This is a genomic window from Micromonospora sp. WMMD735, assembly GCF_049178995.1.
GTDB classification, from domain to species: Bacteria; Actinomycetota; Actinomycetes; order Mycobacteriales; family Micromonosporaceae; genus Micromonospora; species Micromonospora wenchangensis.
In genome coordinates this window covers 1,232,546-1,254,093 of the sequence record NZ_JBMHMJ010000002.1, presented here as the reverse complement: position 1 = coordinate 1,254,093, position 21,548 = coordinate 1,232,546, and the positions used below count along the sequence as shown (strand labels likewise).

The window sequence follows — 21,548 nt, the reverse complement described above, 5'->3', positions numbered from 1 at the left end:
GCCCTGTCCACCACGCTGCGCCAGCGGGCGGCCGGCGGTCAGGTGGCGATGTCGGGGTACGGCAGCGAGAAGTGGGCCAGCCGCAGGCCGTACTGCTTCTGGTAGGCCATCGGCTCGGCGTGGTCCCGTTCGAACATGGCGATGAACAGGGTCAGGGTGAGGAACGGGTGGGCGCCGAGGGCGAAGAGCCGGACATGGTCGTGGTTGGCCAGCGCGTCACGTTCCTCGTCGGTGAAGCGCAGCCAGGTGCTCGCCTCGCCGGTGTGGCAGTTGAGGACCGCGTTGGCGCGTTCGGCCTCCCACCAGGCCACCGTCCCGTGCGGGTCGGTGCGGTAACGCTCGACCAGCTCCGGATCGCGGTCGACGGTGTAGAGGAACTTGTCGACCAGGTAGCGGCTCATGCCGGTGCTCCGTTCGGGTACCAGGTGAAGTACGCCTCCATCGTGTGGAACAGGTCGAGGGTGTCCACGTGGTCGGCCTTGGCGCCCGCGCCGGCCACCCCCATCATCAGCATGAAGTCCATGAAGCCGTGGGTGGCGTTGCCGGGGGCGTGCAGGCTGTCCAGGGTCACCTCGGACAGGCAGCCGTCGAGGTCGCCGTTGGCGATCCACTCCACCGCCCGACGGTCGAACTCCGGGTCGGGGCCCTGCGGGCCGAACTGGCGCGGCCCGCCCAGCTCCAGCGACAGGTGGCCGGTGCCGATGACGGCCACCCGCAGGTGGCTGGGCCAGCTCTCGACGATCTCCCGGATGGCCGCGCCGAGCTGCACGAACCGTTTCGGCTGCGGCAGCGGCGGGGCGAAGATGTTGGTGTAGATGGGCACGATCGGCAGGTCCGCCTCGGGCCGCAGCGTGATGATCGGGCAGGTGATGCTGTGGTCGATCCGCAGCTCGTTGCTGAAGGCCAGGTCGAACCCGGCGTCCAGGCCGGCGCGCAGCACGTGGGCCGACAGGTCCTCCTGGCCGCGCAGCAGCATCCGGGGCAGGCCGAACTCGCGTTCCTCGTTGTACCAGTTGGCGTCGTAGAACGGGGCCTTGCCGACCAGGAACTGCGGCATGTTGTCCAGCCAGAGCTGGTGGAAGTGGTCGGAGCCGACCATCACCAGCACGTCCGGCCTGGCCCGGGTGAGGGTCTCCCGGAACGCGAGGATCTTGCGGGCCCACTCGTCGGCGAACGGGGGCCGGTCCTCGCCGGTGGCGGTGGTGGCGCGGTAGTAGAACGGATGGTGGGTGGAGGCGATGACCGCGACGACCTGGGCCATGGCCGCTCCTCTCGCAGACGGTGGCGGTGGGGGGATCAGTCGGCGTCGTCCGGCACGTACCGGGCGTTGCGGTCGACGGTGCGGTAGATGTCCATGCCGAGCGGGCGACGGCGCTCCTCGGCGAGGTGGCCGAGCAGGCCGGCGGTGCGGGCCAGCAGGGCGAAGCCGCGCAGCAGGTCGATGGGCAGGCCGAGGTCGGCCAGGGCCGCGCCGCACACCCCCGCGCCGTTGAGCGGCAGGGTACGGCCGAGCACCTGCGGGTGGACCCGGCCGATCGCCTCGAACAGCCGCAGGTGCGGCCCGCGCAGGCCCTCCTGCTCGGCGATCGCGACCAGCACGGGGGTGCGCGGGTCGGTCTCCTTGTGCACCGGGTGGCCGAGCCCCGGCACCAGACGCCTGTCGACGCGGGCGGCACGGACCGCGTCCAGGGCGACGGCGTCCCAGCCGGCGTCGTCGGTGGGCAGCTCGGCGACACCGGCGAGGGTGTCGGCGAGGAACCGGCCGCAGTCCTCGGTGACGCCGAGGAAACGGGAGCCGCCACCGAGCAGGCCGGCGGCGATCGCCCCCTGCAACGCCTCCGGCGCGCTGAGGTACGTCAGTCGGGCGGCGATCGCGGTGGGGGTGAAGCCGTGGTCGGCCAGGGCCACCAGGACGGCCTCGAAGACGCGTACCTCGCCGGGGCCCGGGCGACGCCCGGCGACCAGCCAGAAGGCCAGTTCACCGAAGCCCACCCGGCCCATCAGGTCGCCGGCCAGGTCCTGACCGAGCAACCGGATGGTGGTCGGGTCGGAGGTGCCGATCGAGGTCGGGAAGTCTAGCTGCCGGTCAGCCACGCGCGGATCTCCTCGCCGTGTTCGTCGAGCGCGGGCGGCGGGGCGCCGTACCGCGCGGGGGTGTCCGAAAGGGTGATCGGGTGCCGGATGCCCGGCACCGCGGCGGCGCCCTCGCCGACGGTCACCACCGGGTCCAGCCCGAGACGTTCGGCGAGCGCGACCCCGCCGTCGATGGTGTTGATCGGGGCGCAGGGCACCCCGGCGGCCATCAGGTCGGTGAACCACTCGTCGCGGGTGCGTCGGCGCAGCCGTTCGACCAGCAGCGGACGCAGTTCCTCCCGGTTGGCGGTGCGGTCCTGGTTGCGGGTGAACCGGGGGTCGTCGACGAGCTCCGGCAGGTCGAGCACCTGGCAGAGCCGGCGGAACTGCCCGTCGTTGCCGGCGATCACGATCAGCTCGCCGTCGGCGACGGGCAGCGGCTCGTACGGGAAGAGGCTGGGGTGGGCGTTGCCCATCCGGTAGGGCACCACCCCGCCCGCGACGTAGCCGCTGCTGTGGTTGACCAGCCCGGACAGCGCCGAGGAGAGCAGGTTGACCTCGACGTGCTGGCCACGGCCGGAGTCGTGCCGGTGGTGCAGGGCGGCCAGGATGCCGATCGAGGCGTGCAGCCCGGCCATCACGTCGAACACGGAGATGCCGGCCCGGTAGGGCGGGCCGTCCGGGTCGCCGGTGAGGCTCATCAGCCCGGAGATGGCCTGCACCATCAGGTCGTAGCCGGGGTAGGCCGCGCCCGCGCCGGTGCCGAAGCCGCTGATCGAGGCGTAGACCACCCGGGGGTTGCCGGCGGCGACGGTGTCGTAGTCCAGCGCGAATCGGCGCAGCCCGCCGGGCTTGAAGTTCTCGATCAGCACGTCGGCACGGGCGGCCAGCCGGTGCGCCACGGCCAGGTCGTCGGGGTCCTTGAGGTCGAGCGCGATGGACCGCTTGTTGCGGTTGATGCCCAGGTAGTAGGTGGCCACGCCGTCGCGGACCGGGGGCATCCAGGTGCGGGTGTCGTCGCCGCCGGGCCCCTCCACCTTGATCACCTCGGCGCCGAGGTCGGCCAGCAGCATGGTGGCGTACGGCCCGGCGAGGATGCGGGAGAAGTCGGCCACCACGACGCCGTGCAGCGGCCCGGTCCTGCTCGGTGTCTCCTCCACCATGCCCCACCCCTCGACTTGACCGCCAGACGGACGACTGTCCGCATGGCCAGTTTCCCGACGAGCCCGCCGGGCGTCAACACCCCGAGGCAATTCTCGGGAAACTCCCAGCTCCACGCCGTTTGCAACGACCGGAAACAGTTCGGCAACTCGCCCTTGACATGGCCGGTGACCGGGAACACACTGGCGAAACTTGATCTGACCGTACAGCGGACGATCGTCCGCAGACCTCGGAACGGAAGTGGCGGCGATGAGCGCGAACGAGGGGCGGACACCGGTGGTGGGCCGGCCGGTGGTCTTCCGCAACGGCCTGGTGCTGACCATGGACGACACCCACACGGTGCTCCCCCGCGCCGACGTGCTGGTCGTCGACGACCGGATCGCCGCCGTCGGCGTGGGGCTGGACGTGCCGGAGGGCACCTGGGAGATCGACGCGGCCGGCGGCATCGTCATGCCCGGCATGATCGACACCCACCGGCACATGTGGCAGACCGCGATGCGCGGCTACGGTGCCGACTGGACGCTCACCCAGTACTTCGTCTGGTACTACCTGGAGTCCGGCAAACTGTTCCGCCCCGAGGACGTCTACGCCGGCAACCTGCTCGCCGCCATCGAGGCGATCGACGCCGGGGTCACCACCACCGTGGACTGGTCGCACGGCCTGCAGACCCCGCAGCACGCCGACGCCGCCGTCGACGCCTTGGAGGCGGTGCCGGGCCGGTTCGTGCTCGCCTACGGCAACCTGCAGCAGGGACCGTGGGAGTGGGCCACCACCCCCGAGTTCCGCGACTTCGTCACCCGCCGCGTCCACGGTCGCGGCGACCGGCTCGGCTTCCAGATGGCCTTCGACGTCACCGGCGACCCGGCCTTCCCCGAGCGGGCCGCCTTCGAGGTCGCCCGGGACCTCGGCGTACCGGTCACCACCCACGCCGGGGTCTGGGGGGCCACCAACGACGACGGCATCCGGCTGATGCACGAGCACGGGTTCATGACCGAGTCGACCGTCTACGTGCACGCCGCCACCCTCAACCGCGACTCGTACCACCGGATCGCGGCCACCGGCGGCTCGGTCTCGGTGTCCACCGAGAGCGAGCAGAGCGCCGGCCAGGGCTACCCGCCCACCTGGCAGCTACGCCAGCACGACATCCCGGTCTCGCTGTCCATGGACACCAGCGTCTGGTGGAGCGGCGACCTGTTCTCCGCGATGCGCGCCACGCTGAGCGCCGACCGCTCCCGGGAACACCTCGAGGCGCACGGTCGACAGGAGACCGTCACCCACTGTCACCTGCGCGCCGAGCAGGTGGTGGAGTGGGCGACCCGGGGCGGTAGCCGGGCGCTCGGCCTCGACCACCTCGTCGGCGCCCTCACCCCGGGCCGCCGGGCGGACGTGGTGCTGATCAAGAACGACCGGTCACCGGTGATGTTCCCGATCCTGCACCCCTACGGCCACGTGGCGTTCCAGGCCCAACGCGGCGACGTGCACACCGTGCTGGTCGACGGCCGGGTGGTCAAGCACGAGCACCGGCTGGTCGACGTCGACCTCGCCGCCGCCCGCGCCGCCGTGGAACACACCGTCGAGCACCTCACCGGCACGATGGGCGTCGACGCGTGGGAGAAGGGGATGAACCCGGACGTCCCCGAGACGGCGGTGCTGGACAACCCGTACACCTACACCGAGTGGGACGCCGGCTCGGCACAGTGGAAACATTAGCCATCCGACGCGCCCGGCGGGTGACCGCCCGCCGGGCGCGGGGCAGCCAGCGAAGGGACTCCATGGGGCGCGAGGCCGGAACCGACTTCATCGAGGCGCTGGCGCGCGGCCTCGACGTGCTGCGCTGCTTCCGTCCGGGCCAGCCGACGATGACGCTCAGCGAGATCGCCACGGTGACCGGGCTGGCCCGCCCCACCGTCCGCCGCATCCTGCTCACCCTGGAGGAGCTTGGCTACGTGCGCGCCGCCGACCGAGGCTTCGCGCTCACTCCCCGGGTGCTGGAGCTGGGCGTGGCGTACGTCAACTCGCTGAGCATCTGGGACGTCGCCCGTCCGCACATGCGCCACCTGGTCACCGAGACCGACGAGTCGACCTCGCTTGCCCAGCTCGACGGCAGCGACATCGTCTACGTGTCCCGGGTCGCCGTGCCCAAGATCGTCACGCTCGCGGTGACCATCGGCACCCGGTTCCCGGCGGTGGCCACCTCGATGGGCAAGGTGCTGCTGGCCGCCCTCACCCCGACGGAACTCACCGCCGTGCTGGCCGTGCCGAGCCGCTCCGGCATCGCCGCGCGCTGGCAGCCGGACCGCGACGAGCTGGACCGGGAACTGCGCGAGGTGCGGGCACGCGGCTGGGCCCTGGCCGACCAGGACCTGGCCGCCGGCATCCGGTCGGTCGCCACCGGGGTACGCGACGGCGACGGCCGGGTGGTGGCCGCGCTCAACGTCACCGTGCACGCCGCCGAGACCTCCCTGGAACGGCTCACCGACGAACATCTGCCCCGGCTGCTGCGCACCGCCGCCGAGATCAGCCGGGACTGGGCCCGGCTGGACACCGTGCCGATGACCGTGCAGCGGCCCGCCACGGACCGTCCGGGCTGAGCCGTCGGTCGAGCGGTGTCGACGCGCGTCACCCGCAGTCGGCACGGCCGGCCGGTGACGATCAGGTCGGCGGCGGGTGGGCCACGGCCTGCCGGCGGGCGACGATGGCCGGGTAGACCTGCTCCACGATGGTCAGCAGGGTGGCGGTCAGCAGCAGGTGCACCTGGTCGCGGTCCAGCGTGCCCCGCTGGAGCCACTCCCGGGCGGTCGAGGTGGCCAGCCCCCCGTACGCCCGGATCATGCCGCGCAGCTCGGCCCGGCAGGTCGCGACGTCGGCCAGCCCCACCGCGACGAGCACGCTGTCCGCCGCGACCTCCTCGGCCTCGCTGAGCACCCGGGCCACGTCGGCGTCGTGGCCCATCCCGCCGGCGGTCACGGCGGCCAGCCAGGAGTCGCGGTGCCGGGAGACCACGTCGAGGAACCAGGTGACGCTGGCGTCGACCCGGGTGCGCAGGTCGCCGTCGGGCAGCCGTTCGACGGCGACCCCGGGCACCGTCACCATCACCCGCACGACCTCCAGGTAGAGCTGCTTCTTGGTGCCGAAGTAGTGGTTGATCAGGCCGCGGGCCACCCCGGCCGCACGGGCGACGTCGGTGGTCGACACGTCCGCGTACGGGCGCGCGCCGAACAGCCGTACCGCGCAGGCGAGGATCTGTCCCCGCCGGGCGTCGGGCTCCAGCCGCCGTCGCCGGGGTTCGGTGTCAACGCTCATCCGCCGAACCCTATCGGCAGGTGGCGCGGCGTGTCCCGGGTCGGCGGGCCGGTCCCGTCAGCCGGGGTGCCGGTCGTCGGCGGGCGGGTCGACGCCGGACGATGATCAAGGATTGTTGACACGTCGCCAACAGGGCGTGAGGGTGGACCCATGCCGACGCCTGGACTCGACACCTACACCTCGCCGTGGCGCGCGCCCGAACACGACGACCTCGCCGAGCTGGCCCGCGACTTCTTCACCCGGGAGGTGCTGCCGCACACCGAACGGCTGCTGGCCCAGGGCCACCCGGACCGCGACCACTACCGGCGCGCCGGTGAGCTGGGCCTGCTCGGCCTCTCCGTGCCCGAGGAGTACGGCGGGGGCGGCGGCGGCTTCACCCACGAGGCGGTCCTGCTGCATGAGCAGACGCACGTCGGGGAGAGCACCCTCGGGCTGGGGGTGCACAGCGGCATCGTCACCGGCTACCTGGTCGCCTACGGCAGCGCCGAACAGAAGCGGCGCTGGCTGCCGGGGCTGTGCCGGGGGGAACTGGTCGGGGCGATCGCGATGACCGAACCCGACGGCGGCTCCGACCTGCAGGCGATCCGGACCCGGGCCGTGCGCGACGGCGACGACTACCTGGTCACCGGGGCCAAGACGTTCATCAGCAACGGCGGCCTCGCCGACCTGGTCGTCCTGGCCGTCAAGACCGACCCGACGCAGGGCGCCGCCGGCATCTCCCTGCTGGTCTGCGAGGTCGGCGACGAACCGGCCGGATTCCGGCGGGGCCGGCTGCTGTCCAAGATCGGGCTGCACGGCAACGACACCGCCGAGCTGTTCTTCGACGGGCTGCGGGTGCCGGCCGACCACCTGCTCGGCGGGGCCGAGGGGCTCGGCTTCGGCCAGATGATGCGGCAACTCCCCCAGGAACGCCTGGTCATCGGCATCGGCGCGGTGGCGGCGATGCAGCGGGCCGTCGAGCTGACCACCGCGTACGTCAAGGAACGCACCGCCTTCGGCAGGCCGCTGATCGGCCACCAGAACACCCGGATGGTGCTGGCCGAGTGCGTCACCCGGACCCGGGTCAGCCGGGTGTTCCTCGACGACTGCATCGGCCGGCACGACCGGGGCGAACTGGACGTGGCCACCGCGGCGATGGCGAAAGCCTGGCTCACCGAGGGACAGTGCGAGATCGTCGACAGGTGCCTGCAACTGTTCGGCGGCTACGGCTACACCACCGAGTACCCGATCGCCCGGATGTACGCCGACGCCCGGGTGCAGAAGATCTACGGCGGCACCAACGAGATCATGAAGGAGCTGATCGCCCGTGCCCTCTGACCCCGACGCGCCCACCGGTGCACCGCTGGCCGGGGTACGCGTCGTGGAGCTTGCCAGCCTCGCCCCGGCCCCGTTCGGCTGCATGGTGCTGGCCGACCTCGGCGCGGACGTGGTGCGTGTCGACCGGCCGGGCGGCGTCGGCCCGGGACGGCTGAGCGTCCCGACGACCGGCCCCCTGCACCGGGGGCGGCGGGTCACCACGCTGGACCTGAAGACCCCCGCCGGGGTCGCCGACCTGCTGCGTCTGGTCGAGCGGGCCGACGTGCTGGTCGAGGCGTACCGGCCGGGGGTGGCCGAGCGGCTCGGTTTCGGGCCGGAGACCTGCCGGGACCGCAACCCCCGCCTGGTGTACGCCCGGATGACCGGCTGGGGGCAGGACGGTCCGCTGGCCGACCGCGCCGGGCACGACATCGACTACATCGCGCTGGCCGGCGCACTGGAGCCGCTGGGCCGCCCCGGGCACCGCCCGCACGCCCCGCTGAACCTGCTCGGCGACTTCGCCGGGGGTGGGATGCTGCTCGTCACCGGGGTGCTGGCCGCGCTGCTGGAGCGGGAACGCTCCGGCCTCGGGCAGGTGGTCGACGCCGCGATGGTCGACGGGTCGGCGCTGCTCACCGCGTTCCTGCACGGGATGCTCGGCGCGGGCCGGTGGAGCGCCCCCCGGGGCGGCAACCTGCTCGACGGCGGCGCACCGTTCTACGACACCTACCGCACCGCCGACGACCGGTTCGTGGCGGTGGGCGCGCTGGAACCGGTGTTCTACGCCGCGCTGCTGACCGGCCTCGGCCTGGCCGACGACCCGACGCTGCCCGCGCAGTACGACCCGGCCGGCTGGCCGGAGCTGCGACGGCGGTTCACGGCCCGGTTCGCCGAGCGGACCCGCGACGAGTGGACGGCGGTCTTCGCCGACCGCGACGCCTGTGTCGCACCGGTGCTCGCCCCCACCGAGGCGCACCGCCATCCCCACAACGCCGCGCGGGGCACGTTCGTCGCGGTGGACGGCGAGGTGCAGCCGGCGCCGGCGCCCCGGTTCGACCGGACGCCCGCGCCGCCGCCCCGGCCGGCACCGGACCCGGCCGAGGCGCTGGACGTCAGCGCCGTCCTGGCCACCTGGCCCACCCGCCGGTGACCAGCCGCCCCGGGTCCGTCAACGCCATCCGCAGGTCCCGCGCCCGGCCGCCCCGACCGGCCCCGCCGTGGTCCGGGGTCGGGGTCGGCGGTCAGCCCACCGGGACGGCAGCGGGGCGCGTGGGCGTCGGGGCCGGCAGTTGGCGGTCGTGCCACCGGCTGAGCAGGACCAGCGAGGTGACCGCCCCGACCAGCGCGAGGAACATGTCCCACTGGGTGTCCCAGACGTCGCCCTGGGTGCCGAGGAAGTCGTCGGCGGCGGAGCCACCGGCCACCGAGGACCACCACTCGATCATCTCGAAGAAGGCGCTGAAGGCGAGGCAGGCGCAGACCACCAGCGGGGCGAGCCAGCGGCTGCCGCGCAAGGGGGACCGCCGGACGAGGATCTCGCGGACCAGGACCGCCGGGACGAAGCCCTGCACGAAGTGCCCGAGCCGGTCGTACGGATTGCGGGACAGGTCGAGCGCGTCGCGTACCCAGTCGCCCAGCGGGACCCGCGCGTAGGTCCAGTGTCCGCCGACGACGAGGACCAGCGCGTGCGCCGCCAGCAGGCAGCACAGCAGGGTGGTCAACGGGAAACGCCGCCACACCAGCAGCACCACCGGCACGCCGACGATCACCCAGACCGTCTCCAGCAGCCAGGTCAGCCGGTCGTACGGCCGGATGCCGGACAGCACCAGCGCCACGACGACGAGGCCCAGCAGCACCGGTGGGACGAGGGTACGGGGCCGGGTCACGGCGACCACCTGTTCGATGTGGGGGCCGCCCAGTCGCCGCCCGGCCGCCGACGATAACAGCGCCCACATCGGAGCACCGTCGTCGGGCCGACCGCGTGTCGGACGGGTGGGGCGGATGTCCGGGCCTGCCCGGTCGACACCGACCGGCGGGGTTTGCCCGAATCCATGAGTGTCGATACGGTGCAGGCGGCCCGTCCCGGCACCCCGTCACCGCAGAAAGGAGCCCCATGCCACCCGCCACCCGCACCCGAGGTCCCCGCCCCCGGCGGCTCGGCCTGCTGGCCGTCACCACCCTCGCCCTGGTCGCCGCCGCCACCGCCGTCGTCCCGACCGCCGCCTCCGCGGCCACCGTCGACACCGGCGTGGACCACGTGCTCGTCAACCGCAACAGCGGCAAGGCGATGGACCTGTACGACTGGTCCACCGCCGACGGCGCGCCCGTCAGGCAGTACACCCGCAACGACCTCGCCGTACAGCGGTGGCGGTTCGTCGACGTCGGCGGCGGCTACTACCAGCTCCGCTCGGCGCACAGCGGCAAGGTCCTCGAACTGCCCAACGCCCTCGACGGCACCGCCCTGGTGCAGAACCCGGCGATCAGCGGCAACACCCGGCAGCACTTCCGGCTCGTCGACTCGGCCGGCGGCTACGTCCGGCTGCTCAACCGGCACTCCGGCAAGGCCCTCGACGTGTGGGAACGGTCCACCGCCGACGGGGCGACCATCTCCCAGTACCAGGACCTCGACGGGACCAACCAGCAGTGGCAGCTCGTCCGGCCGGGTGCCACCGCCGACTGCGGCAGTGGTGCGTTCCAGGCCGAGGCGGTGCTGGCCGGCGGCACCTGGACCGTCCGCAACGGCGCGACGACCGTGCACACCGGCACCGACCTGCGGGCCGCCGTTCAGGCCGCGGTGAACAGCCTGACCGCCGGGCGGACCAGCAAGCAGCGGGTGGTGGTGCGCGGCTCGGGCTCGATGAGCGCCAACTCCCGCATCTCGCTGCCCAGCTACACCACCCTCGACGTGTGCGGGACGATCAACGTGACCGGCACCGGCTCCGGTGACCAGGCCCCCGTCTACTCCCGGGGCACCACCCAGGTCGAGGTGCAGCACCTCACCCTCACCGGCACCCCGCTGTACGGGGTCTTCCTGCGCAACGTCACCAACGTCGTGCTGGGGCAGCTCGACATGCGGCTCTCCGCCGGCCTCGGCGTGCGCATCGACAACCGGGGCGACACCAGCCAGTGGACCCGCAACGTACGCATCGACAACGTGTACGTCTCGGGCGCCAGCTCGCACGCCGTCGAGACGTACGGCGTGGACGGGCTGACCGTGGGCACCGTCACCGCCCGCAACGTCGGCGAGTCCGGTCTGCTGCTCAACCAGACCATCAACGCCACCGTGTCCACCGTCGACGCCGAGAACGCCGGCACCGGCACCGGCTACGCCGCGTTCCGGATGGCCAACCGCAACGGCCGCATCGGCGACAGCTACCCGACCAACATCCGGGTCGGCACCGTCCGGGCCCGGGGCGGCGGCCGGGGCGTGTTCTGCGTCTCCGAGTCCGGCGGCGCGACGATCGACCGGGTCGACATCGCCAACACCGGCAACAACGCCGTGCTCATCGAGAACTGCTACGGGGTGAGCCTGGCCACCAACGGCGGCACGATCAGCGGCGGCGGCGAGGTGCGGCTCGCCGAACGCGCCGAGTTCCCCGGCAACCGGGACCTCACCCTGCGCAACTTCACCCTGGTCAACAACCGGATCGTGGAGAACCCCTGCGCCGACAACCTGACCATCGGCAACATCACCCTGAACAACGCGACGATCGTCCGCTGCTGACCCCCGGGCGGGGCGTCGGCGGCGTGTCGGTGGCATGTCGGCGCGGTGTCAGCCGGCCGGCGCACGCTGGCCGGCATGACAGCTGAGTTGATGATCGAAGCCGAGGGGCTGGTCAAGACCTTCGGGTCCACCCGGGCGTTGCAGGGGGTGGATCTCGCCGTGCCCCGGGGCACCGTGCTCGGGGTGCTCGGCCCGAACGGGGCCGGCAAGACCACCGCCGTGCGCATCCTGTCCACGCTGCTGGTCCCCGACGCCGGCACCGCCCGGATCAACGGCCTCGACGTGGTACGCCAGGCCGAGCGGGTCCGGCAGTCCATCGGCCTCACCGGCCAGTACGCCTCGGTCGACGAGGACCTGACCGGGCGGCAGAACCTGGAACTGTTCGGGACCCTGCTGGAACTCGGCCGGGCCGGCGCGCGGCGGCGGGCGGCCGAACTGCTCGACTGGTTCGACCTGACCGCCGCCGCGAACCGGCCGGCCAAGACCTACTCCGGCGGGATGCGCCGCCGGCTGGACCTGGCCGCCAGCCTGGTCGGCTCACCGGACGTGATCTTCCTGGACGAACCGACCACCGGCCTCGACCCGGCCAAACGCGAGGACATGTGGGACGTCGTCCGGTCGCTGGTGGGCAACGGGGCGACCGTGCTGCTCACCACGCAGTACCTGGAGGAGGCCGACGCGCTGGCCGACGCCATCACGGTGATCGACCACGGCCGGGTCATCGCCCACGACACCCCGGACGGGCTCAAGCGGGTCGTCGGCGGGCAGACCCTGGAGGTGCGGCCGACCGACCCGGCCAACCTGGCCCCGACGGCGGCGATCCTGTCCCGGGTGGGCTCCGGCTCGCCCGCCGACGAGATCCGCAGGGGCGTGCTCGCGGTGCCGGTCACCGACGACTCCGCGTTGACCGAGAGCGTCGCCCGGCTGGCCGCCGCCGGCATCGCGGTCACCGAACTCTCCCTGCACCTGCCCAGCCTCGACGAGGTCTTCTTCACCCTCACCGGCCGGACCGCGGCCGACGACGACACCACCCGTACGGAGGTCGCCGCATGAGCACCCTGACCGGCACCCCGCCGCGCACCGGGCCGACGCTGTCCACGGTCGTGGCGCAGCCCCGGCCGTTGCGCCTGCTGCGGCACTCGCTGGCACTGGCCAAACGCAGCCTGATCAAGACCTGGCGCACCCCCGAGGCGCTGATCGACGTCACCCTGCAACCGGTGCTGTTCCTGGTCATCTTCGTGTACGTCTTCGGTGGCGCGGTCGCCGGCTCCACCCACGACTACCTCCAGTACCTGCTGCCGGGCATCCTGGCGCAGACCATCGCCACCGGGTGCATCGCGATCGGCGTCAACCTCAACACCGACATCGCCAAGGGCATCTTCGACCGGTTCCGTTCGCTGCCCGTCCCCCGGTCCGCACCGCTGGTCGGCGCGGTGTTCGGCGACGTGGTGCGGTACGTGATCGTGACCGTGTCGACCCTGGCGATCGGCTACCTGCTCGGCTTCCGGGTCGAGTCCGGCCCGGTCCAGGCCCTCGCCGGTTGCCTGCTCGCGGTGCTGTTCGCGCTCTGCCTGAGCTGGCTGCCGGTGTACGTCGGGATGAAGGTCCGCACGCCGGGCGCGGTGCAGGGGGTGATGTTCGCGCTGATCATGCCGTTGAGCTTCGCGTCCAACGTGTTCGTCGCCGCCGGCACCCTGCCGGGCTGGATGCAGGCGGTGGTGACGGTGAACCCGCTGACCCACCTGGTGACGGCGATGCGCGGACTGTTCCTCGGCACCCCGGTCGGCAACCACGTGTGGTGGACGCTGCTGTGGTGCGCCGGCTTCGTGGCGGTGTTCATGCCACTGGCGCTGCGGGCGTACCGTCGGCGGGTCTGACCCGGCCGAGCAGGTCGTCCATCAGCTCGCCGATGCGGGTGGCGGCCGCGGCGGCCGGCCGCGCCCGCCACCCGGCCAGCAACGGCTCCCGCCGCGCCTCGTCACCGAGGGCGGCGGTGAGCCGTTCGCCGATGCCGGACGGGAAGAACGCCGCCGAGTTGCTGCCCAGCCGGGTGCCGAGCGCGAACAACTCCCGGGCGGTCCCGACGTCGTCGCGCCAGGCGGCGAGTTCCGCGCCCCCCAACGCCCAGGTCCCGATCACCGGCAGGTCCCGCGACGACAGCGCCTCCGCACCGGCGGCGGCCAGCAGGTCGGTGGCCCGGAGGTCGACGTCGCGCCGGGCGGCCGGCCAGACCTCGGCGATCCGCAGGCGCAGCACCGCCACCGCGACCCGCAGCACGACCCGGGGCTGCGGCGGCGGGCCGGTCCAGCCGGCCAGCGTGCGGACCACCGTGTCGGCGTGGTCGAGCGCCTCGGCGTGCCGCCCGCGCTGCCAGGCCAGGCGGGCCAGCCCCAGGCCCGCCTGCGCGGTCTCCACCTCCTCCCCCTGGCCGGGGATCGCCGTCTCGACCAACCGCCGCTCGGCCGCCGGGTCACCGCGCAGCGCGAGCTGCACGTCCAGCACCACCCGGGCGGCGCGGACGTCCTGGGTGGCGCCGATCAGCTCCATGTGGTGCACTCCGCGCGCCAGCCACTCGGTGGACCCGCCGTCGGTGGGGGTCAGGCCGTGCCCGACGACCTGCGCCGCCATCGCCATCCCCCAGTGGTCGCCGGCCGCCTCGAACCGGCGGTACGCCTGCTCGGCGTCGGCCACCGAGGCCGCCGGCAGACCCCCGCTGTCCCCGATCGCCGCGCGGGCGAACAGACCGAAGCCCTGCACGTACGGGTCGGGATGCTCGATCAGGGCGGCGGTGCCCGGCAGCGCCAACTCCGGGTCGAGCTGGTCGAACGCCGGCAGCACCGTGGCGAGCACCGCGTGCCGGGAGGAGACCTCCCGGGGCCGCTCGGCCAGCAGCCGGAACAGGGCCCGGCGGGCGAGCACCGCGAGCCGGAGCGGGCCGGTGATGCCGGCGTTGACCACCACCAGCAGGCACATCCAGGCCAGCCGGTCGGCGTCGGGCAACGGCCGACCGCTGGCCCGGCCGGAGACGATCGCGGAGCCGCCCCGCCGGTCGGGGGCGTCGAGGTGCAGCAGGCCCCGGGACCATCCGGAGACCTCCAGGTGCAGGCCCCGCACCGCCCACAGGTGGAACAGCGGGGTGGCGATGTCCACCACCGCCGGTTCGTCGTCGTGCCCGGCCGCCCAGCGCAGGCCGGCGACGAGATTGTCCTGCTCGACGGCGCACCCGGCGAACGCGTCGAGCTGATCGGGGCCGATGAACCGGTCGAGCAGCCCGACCGCCTGCCGCCGGGCCCAGCCGACCAGACCGGCCATCGCCGGGGCGCGGTCACCTGCCGCGTCGAGCCGGGCCTCGCCGTACTCGCGGACGGTCTCCAGCATCCGGTAGCGGGGTGGGCCGTCGCCCTCGACGAGGGTCAGCAGGGACTGTTCGACCAGCCGTGCCAGCCCACGCCGGACGTCGGGCAGGCCGGCGACGGCGGCGGCGAGGTCGGCGGTGAACGGGGCGGGGACCACCGCGACCCGCTGGAGCAGGTCCCGGTCGGCGGGGGCGAGCAGTTCCCGGCTCCAGTCGACCATCGCCCACAGGCTCGCGTGCCGCTCCGGCAGGCCGCGCAGCGCGGCGTCGAGCAGCGCGAACCGGTCGGTCAGCCCGGCGAGCACGTCGTCGATCGGCATGTGCCGCAGGCGGGCGGCGGCCAGTTCGAGGGCCAGCGGCAGGTTGTCCAGCCGGTGGCACAGGGCCAACGCCCGGTCGGTGTCCCAGGTGGGCACCGCACCCCCGGCGCGGGCCCGGGACTCGACCAGCGCCACCGCGTCGGCGTCGGGCAGCACGGTCAACCGGTGCACCCGTTCAGCGGCCAGGCCCAGCGGCGCCCGGCTGGTCGCCAGCACGGCCACCTCCGGTGGGCTCACCGCGACCAGGTCCGCGACGACGGCCGCCACCGGGTCCAGGAGGTGTTCACAGTTGTCCAGCACCACCAGGCCGTCGAGATCCGGAGCCAGGGCACGCAGCCGCTCCTGCGGGGTGAGCACCCGACGGTCGCGGCCCAGGGTGCCGCCGCCGGCCGTCGTGGTGTCCGCCCCGCCGAGAGCCGCCAGGACGGTGGGCAGCACCTCCTCCGGGGCCCGCAGGCCGGCCAGTTCGACCACCCGGGCCGGCCGGCCGGCCGCCACCGCCCGGCGTACCACCTCGGCGGCGAGCCGGGTCTTGCCCGCGCCGCCGGTGGCCACGACGGTCACCAGGGCCGCCTCGGCCAGCGCCGTCTCCACCGCCTCGACGTCACGTTCCCGGCCGACGAACGCGGTCACCGGCCGCCGCCAGGCGGCCGGCAGGACCGTCCGGGTCGACCCGACCGGCGACGCCGGGCCGGCCGGGGTGGTCAGTTGACCCCGCAGCAACGCCAGGTGGACCTCGCTGACCACCGGTGACGGGTCGGTGCCGTAGCGGTCGGACAGTTCGGTGCGCAACCGCGCGACCACCTCCAGGGCCTCGGCGTCGCGCCCCTGGGCGGCGAGCATCCGCACCAACAGGGCGGCCGACGGCTCGTCCGGCGGGGTCCGCGCGACGAGCCGCCGCAGGTCGCTGTCGTCGTACGGGCCGGGGCCGGTCAGTGCCGCCTCGGCGCGCAACGCGACGACGTCGGCGAACAGCCGGCGGGTCTGCTCGGTGTCCCACTCCGGGACTTCGGGGAACAGGGCCCGGGCCGCGTCGGCGGCGTCCCGGGCCGCTGCCCCGGCGCCGTCGCGCAGGGCGGCCCGGCCCCGCTCCAGCAGCGACCGGGCCCGGACCGCGTCGACGGTGACCTGATCGGCGGGCAACCGGTAGCCACCCGGGACGGCGACCACCGGCAGTCCGAGCCGACGTACCCGGGAGACCAGGGCCTGCACCGCGCCGGTCGCGTCGTCCGGTGGTGCGCCGTCCCACACCGCGTCCACCAGCAGCGGGGTGGAGACCGCCCGGCCCCGCGCGTCGACCAGCGTACGGATCACGGCGGCGAGCCGTTCGCCCCGGACCGGCCGGCCGTCGACGGCGAGCGGGCCGAGGATGCTGATCTGCACGCGTCCAGCATCCCCCACCGGCGCATCCCGCCGTCGCCGTCCCCCGGTTCAGCGGCGGGTCCGCCGCGACCTGACCACCCCCACCAGCGCCGCCAGCAGCAGGCCGACGCCGATCACCCCGACCCCCAGCAGCAGCGACCGCGTTCCACCGACGTCGGCCCGGGGCCCCGGAACGGGGGCCGCGCCCGGGGACGCCGCCGCCGGTGCTGCGGTGGACGCCGCCGGGGCGGGCGGGGACGACCCGGCCGGCGTGGGGGTCGACCGGGCCGACGGGGCCGCCGGGCGGGCGTAGCGCAGCACCGTCGGCAGGGTGCCGGGCGGCTGACCGGCGGTCTCGGAGACGGTGAGCAGGAAGCGGCCGTCGCGGCTGTAGCTGACCGACTCACCCTGCGGCTCGTCGGGCAGCGCCACGGTCCGGGGCGTGCCGCCGGTGAGCGCGGCCACCACGTCGCCGTCGGTCACCTCGTACTCGAAGGCGTCGGCGTAGGTGCGCAGCACCACCCGGCGGCCGTCCGGGGCGACGGCCCCGCCGGTGACCAGCCGACGACCGAAGAACGAGTACGGGTTCGAAGTCGTGGTGAGCGGCAACCGGACCTGCCCGGCCGGCGTCAACGGCACCGTCGCGCCGGCCCGCAGCGGCCCGGCCGGCACGTAGACGCCGGCGCTGCCGCCCTGCTTGGTCACCACCACCGGGCGGCCCGCCCCGTCGAGCAGCAGCGCCTCCGCGTCGTGCGCCCCGTCGGGGTACGTCAGGCGGTGCAGCACCGGCCGGCGGGCACCGGGGGCGAGCTTCCACAGCGCCACCGTCGACCGGGTCCGGTCGTTGTCGCCGATGTCGGCGACCCAGACCGTGCCGTCCGCGCCGAGCGCCAGGTCCTCGGTGTCGCGGGGCCGCGACGGGTAGGCCACCGTGCGCACCACCGCGCACCGGGAGTCGAGGAAGAAGATGCGCCGCCGGGAGGCGTCGTCGGCGCCGTCGTTGACCACCACGAACCCGGAGTCGGTGGCGGCCATGCCGGAGATCTCGGTCAGCCGCCCGTCGCGGACCCGGCACACCGTGGCCGGTGCCGCCGCGCGGGCCGGGTCGGGGACGGCCACCGTCGCCGCGCCGACGACGAGCAGCGTGGTGAGCAGCGTCGATACGCGGATGGCCGTCCGCCGCGTCATCGACCCTCCCCCGCCGTGGCCGGCGACGCCCGCCGCCGACGATCCGAGCACAGGAGCTTGCCGGTCGTCGTACGCCGCGTCAATGCCGCCACCGGGCCGGGCACTGAGGTGTACGCCACCGCGTCGCGGCCGCGTACGGGCCGGTGCGGGCGGCGGCCGGTGACTAGCCTGGGTCGGTGCCTCCACGCCTGCCCCACCCGGACCCGGGCACGCCGGACACGGCGGGGCCGCTGCGGTACATCTGGTGGCTGGTCCGCTGCCAGCCGTGGCGGGTGCTGCGCGGGTCGCTGTTCGGCACGGTCTGGATGGTGGGGCTGTCGGTGCGGCCGTTCCTGGTCGCCCGCGCCGTCGACGACGGGCTGCGGACCGGTGACACCGCCGCGTTGCTCGGCTGGGTCGCCGCGATCGTGGTCGCCGGGGCCGCGCTGGCCTGGGCGGGCATCATGCGGCACCGGACCATGACGTTCATCCGGGAGGACGCCAGCGCCCGCTCGGCCGCCGTGCTGCTGCGCCAGCTCGCCCGGGTCGGGGCGGTGCTGCCCCGCCGGCTCGCCGCAGGTGACGTCGCCACTGTCGGCGGGTACGACATCGTGCGCACCTCGCAGGTGCTCACCCTGACCGGCCCCGGCGTGGGCGCGGTGCTGGCGTACGCGGTCGCGGCCGTGGTGCTCTGGTCCATCGACCCGGTGCTGGCGCTGGTGACGCTGCTCGGGGTGCCGGTGGTCGCACTGGTGGTCGGCCCGCTGCTGCGCCGGCTGGAGCGGGCCGAGGCGGTCTACCGGCAGCAGCAGGGCGAGCTGACCACCCGGGCCGACGACATCGTCGCCGGCCTGCGGGTGCTCGCCGGGGTGGGCGGCCGGCACCTGTTCGCCCGCCGGTACGCCGCCCGGTCGCAACGGCTGCGGGCCGAGGGCTACCGGGTGGGCGCGGTGCTCAGCTGGGTGGACGCGCTGACCGCCGTCATCCCCGGGCTGTTCCTCGCCGTGGTGGTGTGGCTGGCCGCCCGCACGGCCGCAGCGGGCGGGATCACCGTCGGGCAACTGGTGGCCGTCTACGGCTACGTGGCGGTGCTCATCGTACCGGTCTGGTTCCTGTTGGAGGGCAGCTACCAGTTGATCCAGGGCCGGGTCGCCGCCCGGCGGATCGTCGACCTGCTCCGGCTCGCCCCCGACCCGGTGGGCGGCCCGGCGACCCGTCCCGCCCCGGCCGGCCCGGCCCCGCTGCACGACCCCGACAGCGGGCTGACGGTCCCGGTGGGTCGGTTGATCGGCGTCGCCGCCGACGACCCGGCCGACGCGGCGGCCCTGGCCGACCGGCTGGGCCGGTACGTCACCGGCGCGGTCACCTGGGGCGGGGTTGCGCTGACGGCCGTCGACCTCGACGAGGTGCGCTCCCGCATCCTCGTCGCCGACCACGACGGGTACCTCTTCGCCGGGACGCTGCGGCAGATCCTCGCCGGTCCGCAGGGCACCGTCGACGACGCCCGGATCGACGCGGCGTTGCACGTGGCGTCGGCCCGCGACATCGTCGAGGGGCTTCCCGACGGGCTCGACGCCCCGGTCGGCGACCGGGCCCGCACCCTCTCCGGCGGCCAGCGGCAGCGGGTCCGGCTGGCCCGTGCCCTGCTCGCCGACCCGGAGGTGCTGATCCTGGTCGACCCGACGTCGGCGGTGGACGCGCACACCGAGGCCCGGGTCGCGCAGCGCCTGCGGCAGGCCCGGACGGGTCGCACGACGGTGTTGCTGAGCACCTCACCGGTGCTGCTCGGGCACGCCGACACGGTCGCCCACCTGCGCGCCGGCCGGATCACCGGCACCGGGACGCACACCGCGCTGCTGGCCGCCGACCCGGACTACCGGCGGCTGGTCTGGCGGACCAGCGGCACCGACGACACGCCGGTGGGGCGGGCCGGACGATGACGAAGCTCCCGGTCGCGAGTGCGGCGGTGGTCCGGCGGGCCGCCCGCGACGTGCTCGCCGGTGACCGGTGGGCGGTCGTCGGGGTGCTGGCGTTGCACAGCGCCGCCGCCCTCGCCGGGCTGGCCGCGCCGTGGCTGATCGGGCGGATCGTCGACCAGGTCACCGCCGGGGCCGGGGCGGGCGCGGTGGACCGGCTGGCGCTGGCCATCGGCGGTTGCGTGCTGGTGCAGGGGCTGCTCGCCCGCTACGCCCAGTACGCCGGGCACCGGTTCGGTGAGCGGGCCGTGGCGCGGCTGCGCGAGGACTTCGTGACCCGCCTGCTCGGCCTGCCCGTCTCGGTGGTCGAGCACGCCGGCACCGGTGACCTGGCCACCCGCAGCTCGGTGGACGTGTCCACGGTGGGCACCATGCTGCGTGACGTGGTGCCGGTACTGGTCATCGCGGGGACCCAGTTGACGCTGCTGTTCGGCGCGGTGTTCCTGCTGGACCCGCTGCTCGGTCTGGTCGCGCTCGCCGGGTTCCCGTCGATCGGGTTGGCGGTCCACCGGTATCTGCGCCGGGCCACCCCCGCCTACCTGGCCGAGGGAGCGGCGACGGCGGAGCTGACCGAGGCGCTGACCACGACCGCCGAGGGTGCCCGCACCGTCGAGGCCTTGCGGCTGGGCCGTGAACGGGTCGCCCACGGCACCGCCCGCATCGGCGCGGTGTGGACCACCCGACGGGCCACCCTCGCCCTGCGGTCGGCGTTCTTCCCGGTGGTGGAGGGCAGCTATCCGCTCCCGATCGCCGCCGTGCTGCTCACCGGGGGTGTCCTGCTGTCGCGGGGACGGGTCAGCCTGGGTGAGGTGGTCGCCGCCGCGCTCTACCTGCAACAGGCGATCGACCCGCTGGACCGGCTGTTGCTGTGGGTGGAGCAGGCGCAGCGCGGCGTCGCCTCGTACGCCCGGGTGCTCGGGGTGGGGCAGGTGCCGCCGGAGCCCCGGGGCCGGGCAGCCCTGCCCACCGGGCGCGTGGTGCAGGTGCGCGGGGCCACGTTCCGGTACGCGGACGGCCCGCAGGTGCTGCACGGCATCGACCTGACGGTCGCGGCGGGGGAACGGCTGGCCGTGGTCGGCCCGTCCGGGGCGGGCAAGTCCACCCTGGCCCGGTTGCTCGCCGGCATCGACGTGCCCGCCCAGGGAACGGTGACCCTCGGCGGGGTCGCGGTCACCGACCTCGACCCGGCCGAGCGCCGTCGCCGGATCGCCCTGGTCACCCAGGAACACCACGTCTTCCTCGGTACGCTGCGGGACAACCTGGTGTTCGCCGCGCCGGGCGGCACCGACGCGCAGTTACGGGCCGCCCTGGCGGCGGTGGGGGCCGACTGGTTCGCCGACCTGCCGGACGGCCTCGACACCCCGCTCGGGGCCGGGGTGCGCGACCTGGGCCCGGCCGAGGCCCAGCAGCTCGCGCTGGCCCGGCTCGTCCTGGCCGACCCGGACATCCTGATCCTCGACGAGGCGACCGCCGCGTTGGACCCGACGACCGCCCGGCGCACCGAGCAGGCGCTCGGTGCGGTGCTGGCCGGCCGGACGGTGATCGCCATCGCGCACCGGCTCAACACCGCGCACGACGCCGACCGGGTGGCGGTGCTGGAGGACGGCCGGATCACCGAGATCGGCCGACACGACGACCTGGTCGCCGCCGACGGCGTCTACGCGTCGCTGTGGCGGTCCTGGCACGGCCACTGACTGGCACGACCCCGCCGCTGATCATCCCGGGCGGACCTTCCGGCCGGACCCGTGTGCCGCCACCGCCGGTGTACCCGGCCGGCCCGGCGCAATCGCCTTGTCGCCCCACCGGTCGGC

Annotated in this window: 17 protein-coding genes; 9 read left to right on the top strand and 8 right to left on the bottom strand. The window is 74.4% G+C overall.

Going from position 1 to position 21,548, the window contains the following annotated elements:
- Positions 1-38 precede the first annotated feature (38 nt).
- The 4 genes from ACN268_RS05435 to ACN268_RS05420 are packed head-to-tail and all read right to left on the bottom strand — an operon-like array spanning position 39 to position 3,236.
- Positions 39-401, bottom strand: coding sequence for a hypothetical protein (locus ACN268_RS05435; protein ID WP_421482029.1), 363 nt, complete (start codon positions 399-401; stop codon positions 39-41).
- Complete coding sequence (locus ACN268_RS05430; RefSeq protein WP_145920058.1) at positions 398-1,261, bottom strand: extradiol ring-cleavage dioxygenase; 864 nt, start codon at positions 1,259-1,261, stop codon at positions 398-400. The genes ACN268_RS05435 and ACN268_RS05430 overlap by 4 nt, the downstream gene beginning before the upstream one ends.
- Before the next feature lie 35 nt (positions 1,262-1,296).
- Positions 1,297-2,094, bottom strand: a complete 798-nt coding sequence (locus ACN268_RS05425) for a citryl-CoA lyase (RefSeq protein ID WP_421482028.1) — start codon at positions 2,092-2,094, stop codon at positions 1,297-1,299.
- Positions 2,076-3,236, bottom strand: coding sequence for a CaiB/BaiF CoA transferase family protein (locus tag ACN268_RS05420; RefSeq protein ID WP_421482027.1), 1,161 nt, complete (start codon positions 3,234-3,236; stop codon positions 2,076-2,078). Before ACN268_RS05420 ends, ACN268_RS05425 begins: the two co-directional genes overlap by 19 nt.
- A 247-nt stretch (positions 3,237-3,483) precedes the next feature.
- Between ACN268_RS05420 and ACN268_RS05415 the strand changes: the two genes are divergently transcribed.
- Both ACN268_RS05415 and ACN268_RS05410 read left to right on the top strand, forming a co-directional pair.
- A complete protein-coding gene (locus tag ACN268_RS05415) occupies positions 3,484-4,944 on the top strand; it encodes an amidohydrolase family protein (RefSeq protein WP_421482026.1) in 1,461 nt (486 codons plus the stop codon).
- A gap of 62 nt (positions 4,945-5,006) precedes the next feature.
- Positions 5,007-5,825, top strand: coding sequence for an IclR family transcriptional regulator domain-containing protein (locus ACN268_RS05410; RefSeq protein WP_421482025.1), 819 nt, complete (start codon positions 5,007-5,009; stop codon positions 5,823-5,825).
- A gap of 61 nt (positions 5,826-5,886) precedes the next feature.
- Here ACN268_RS05410 and ACN268_RS05405 read toward each other — a convergent pair whose 3' ends face one another.
- A complete protein-coding gene (locus tag ACN268_RS05405; protein WP_421482024.1) occupies positions 5,887-6,537 on the bottom strand; it encodes a TetR/AcrR family transcriptional regulator in 651 nt (216 codons plus the stop codon).
- Positions 6,538-6,687: 150 nt separating this feature from the next.
- Between ACN268_RS05405 and ACN268_RS05400 the strand changes: the two genes are divergently transcribed.
- Both ACN268_RS05400 and ACN268_RS05395 read left to right on the top strand, forming a co-directional pair.
- Positions 6,688-7,854, top strand: coding sequence for an acyl-CoA dehydrogenase family protein (locus ACN268_RS05400; RefSeq protein ID WP_421482023.1), 1,167 nt, complete (start codon positions 6,688-6,690; stop codon positions 7,852-7,854).
- Positions 7,844-8,983, top strand: coding sequence for a CaiB/BaiF CoA transferase family protein (locus ACN268_RS05395; protein WP_421482022.1), 1,140 nt, complete (start codon positions 7,844-7,846; stop codon positions 8,981-8,983). The genes ACN268_RS05400 and ACN268_RS05395 overlap by 11 nt, the downstream gene beginning before the upstream one ends.
- Positions 8,984-9,074: 91 nt before the next feature.
- On the opposite strand, the gene ACN268_RS05390 is transcribed toward ACN268_RS05395, so the two are convergent.
- Positions 9,075-9,788: a DUF2238 domain-containing protein gene (locus tag ACN268_RS05390; protein ID WP_421482021.1), complete on the bottom strand. Its 714-nt coding sequence runs from the start codon at positions 9,786-9,788 to the stop codon at positions 9,075-9,077.
- A gap of 158 nt (positions 9,789-9,946) precedes the next feature.
- Between ACN268_RS05390 and ACN268_RS05385 the strand changes: the two genes are divergently transcribed.
- The 3 genes from ACN268_RS05385 to ACN268_RS05375 all read left to right on the top strand — a co-directional run bounded on the left by ACN268_RS05385 (position 9,947) and on the right by ACN268_RS05375 (position 13,434).
- Positions 9,947-11,557 (top strand): RICIN domain-containing protein, encoded by a 1,611-nt coding sequence (locus tag ACN268_RS05385; RefSeq protein ID WP_421482019.1) that lies wholly within the window; start codon positions 9,947-9,949, stop codon positions 11,555-11,557.
- A gap of 75 nt (positions 11,558-11,632) precedes the next feature.
- Positions 11,633-12,610 carry an ATP-binding cassette domain-containing protein gene (locus ACN268_RS05380; protein WP_421482018.1) on the top strand — a complete coding sequence of 326 codons (978 nt, stop codon included), beginning with the start codon at positions 11,633-11,635 and terminating at the stop codon, positions 12,608-12,610.
- Complete coding sequence (locus tag ACN268_RS05375; RefSeq protein WP_208565998.1) at positions 12,607-13,434, top strand: ABC transporter permease; 828 nt, start codon at positions 12,607-12,609, stop codon at positions 13,432-13,434. Before ACN268_RS05380 ends, ACN268_RS05375 begins: the two co-directional genes overlap by 4 nt.
- On the opposite strand, the gene ACN268_RS05370 is transcribed toward ACN268_RS05375, so the two are convergent.
- Together ACN268_RS05370 and ACN268_RS05365 are read right to left on the bottom strand one after the other, a co-directional pair.
- The gene (locus ACN268_RS05370; protein ID WP_421482016.1) at positions 13,394-16,615 is read right to left on the bottom strand and encodes a BTAD domain-containing putative transcriptional regulator; all 3,222 of its coding nucleotides are present in this window, start codon (positions 16,613-16,615) and stop codon (positions 13,394-13,396) included. The two genes, ACN268_RS05375 and ACN268_RS05370, sit on opposite strands and share 41 nt — an antisense overlap.
- 48 nt (positions 16,616-16,663) lie before the next feature.
- Positions 16,664-17,782: a hypothetical protein gene (locus ACN268_RS05365; protein ID WP_421482015.1), complete on the bottom strand. Its 1,119-nt coding sequence runs from the start codon at positions 17,780-17,782 to the stop codon at positions 16,664-16,666.
- A gap of 272 nt (positions 17,783-18,054) precedes the next feature.
- On the opposite strand from ACN268_RS05365, the gene ACN268_RS05360 reads away from it, so the two are divergent.
- Both ACN268_RS05360 and ACN268_RS05355 read left to right on the top strand, forming a co-directional pair.
- The gene (locus ACN268_RS05360; RefSeq protein ID WP_421486815.1) at positions 18,055-19,701 is read left to right on the top strand and encodes an ABC transporter transmembrane domain-containing protein; all 1,647 of its coding nucleotides are present in this window, start codon (positions 18,055-18,057) and stop codon (positions 19,699-19,701) included.
- Positions 19,698-21,431, top strand: a complete 1,734-nt coding sequence (locus ACN268_RS05355) for an ABC transporter ATP-binding protein (RefSeq protein WP_421482014.1) — start codon at positions 19,698-19,700, stop codon at positions 21,429-21,431. The genes ACN268_RS05360 and ACN268_RS05355 overlap by 4 nt, the downstream gene beginning before the upstream one ends.
- Positions 21,432-21,548 lie beyond the last annotated feature (117 nt).

Coding starts and splice junctions, on each gene's coding strand:
- ACN268_RS05435 (WP_421482029.1), bottom strand. CDS start 401: ATGAGCCGCTACCTGGTCGACAAGTTCCTCTACACCGTCGACCGCGAT.
- ACN268_RS05430 (WP_145920058.1), bottom strand. CDS start 1,261: ATGGCCCAGGTCGTCGCGGTCATCGCCTCCACCCACCATCCGTTCTAC.
- ACN268_RS05420 (WP_421482027.1), bottom strand. CDS start 3,236: ATGGTGGAGGAGACACCGAGCAGGACCGGGCCGCTGCACGGCGTCGTG.
- ACN268_RS05415 (WP_421482026.1), top strand. CDS start 3,484: ATGAGCGCGAACGAGGGGCGGACACCGGTGGTGGGCCGGCCGGTGGTC.
- ACN268_RS05410 (WP_421482025.1), top strand. CDS start 5,007: ATGGGGCGCGAGGCCGGAACCGACTTCATCGAGGCGCTGGCGCGCGGC.
- ACN268_RS05405 (WP_421482024.1), bottom strand. CDS start 6,537: ATGAGCGTTGACACCGAACCCCGGCGACGGCGGCTGGAGCCCGACGCC.
- ACN268_RS05400 (WP_421482023.1), top strand. CDS start 6,688: ATGCCGACGCCTGGACTCGACACCTACACCTCGCCGTGGCGCGCGCCC.
- ACN268_RS05390 (WP_421482021.1), bottom strand. CDS start 9,788: ATGTGGGCGCTGTTATCGTCGGCGGCCGGGCGGCGACTGGGCGGCCCC.
- ACN268_RS05385 (WP_421482019.1), top strand. CDS start 9,947: ATGCCACCCGCCACCCGCACCCGAGGTCCCCGCCCCCGGCGGCTCGGC.
- ACN268_RS05380 (WP_421482018.1), top strand. CDS start 11,633: ATGACAGCTGAGTTGATGATCGAAGCCGAGGGGCTGGTCAAGACCTTC.
- ACN268_RS05375 (WP_208565998.1), top strand. CDS start 12,607: ATGAGCACCCTGACCGGCACCCCGCCGCGCACCGGGCCGACGCTGTCC.
- ACN268_RS05365 (WP_421482015.1), bottom strand. CDS start 17,782: ATGACGCGGCGGACGGCCATCCGCGTATCGACGCTGCTCACCACGCTG.
- ACN268_RS05355 (WP_421482014.1), top strand. CDS start 19,698: ATGACGAAGCTCCCGGTCGCGAGTGCGGCGGTGGTCCGGCGGGCCGCC.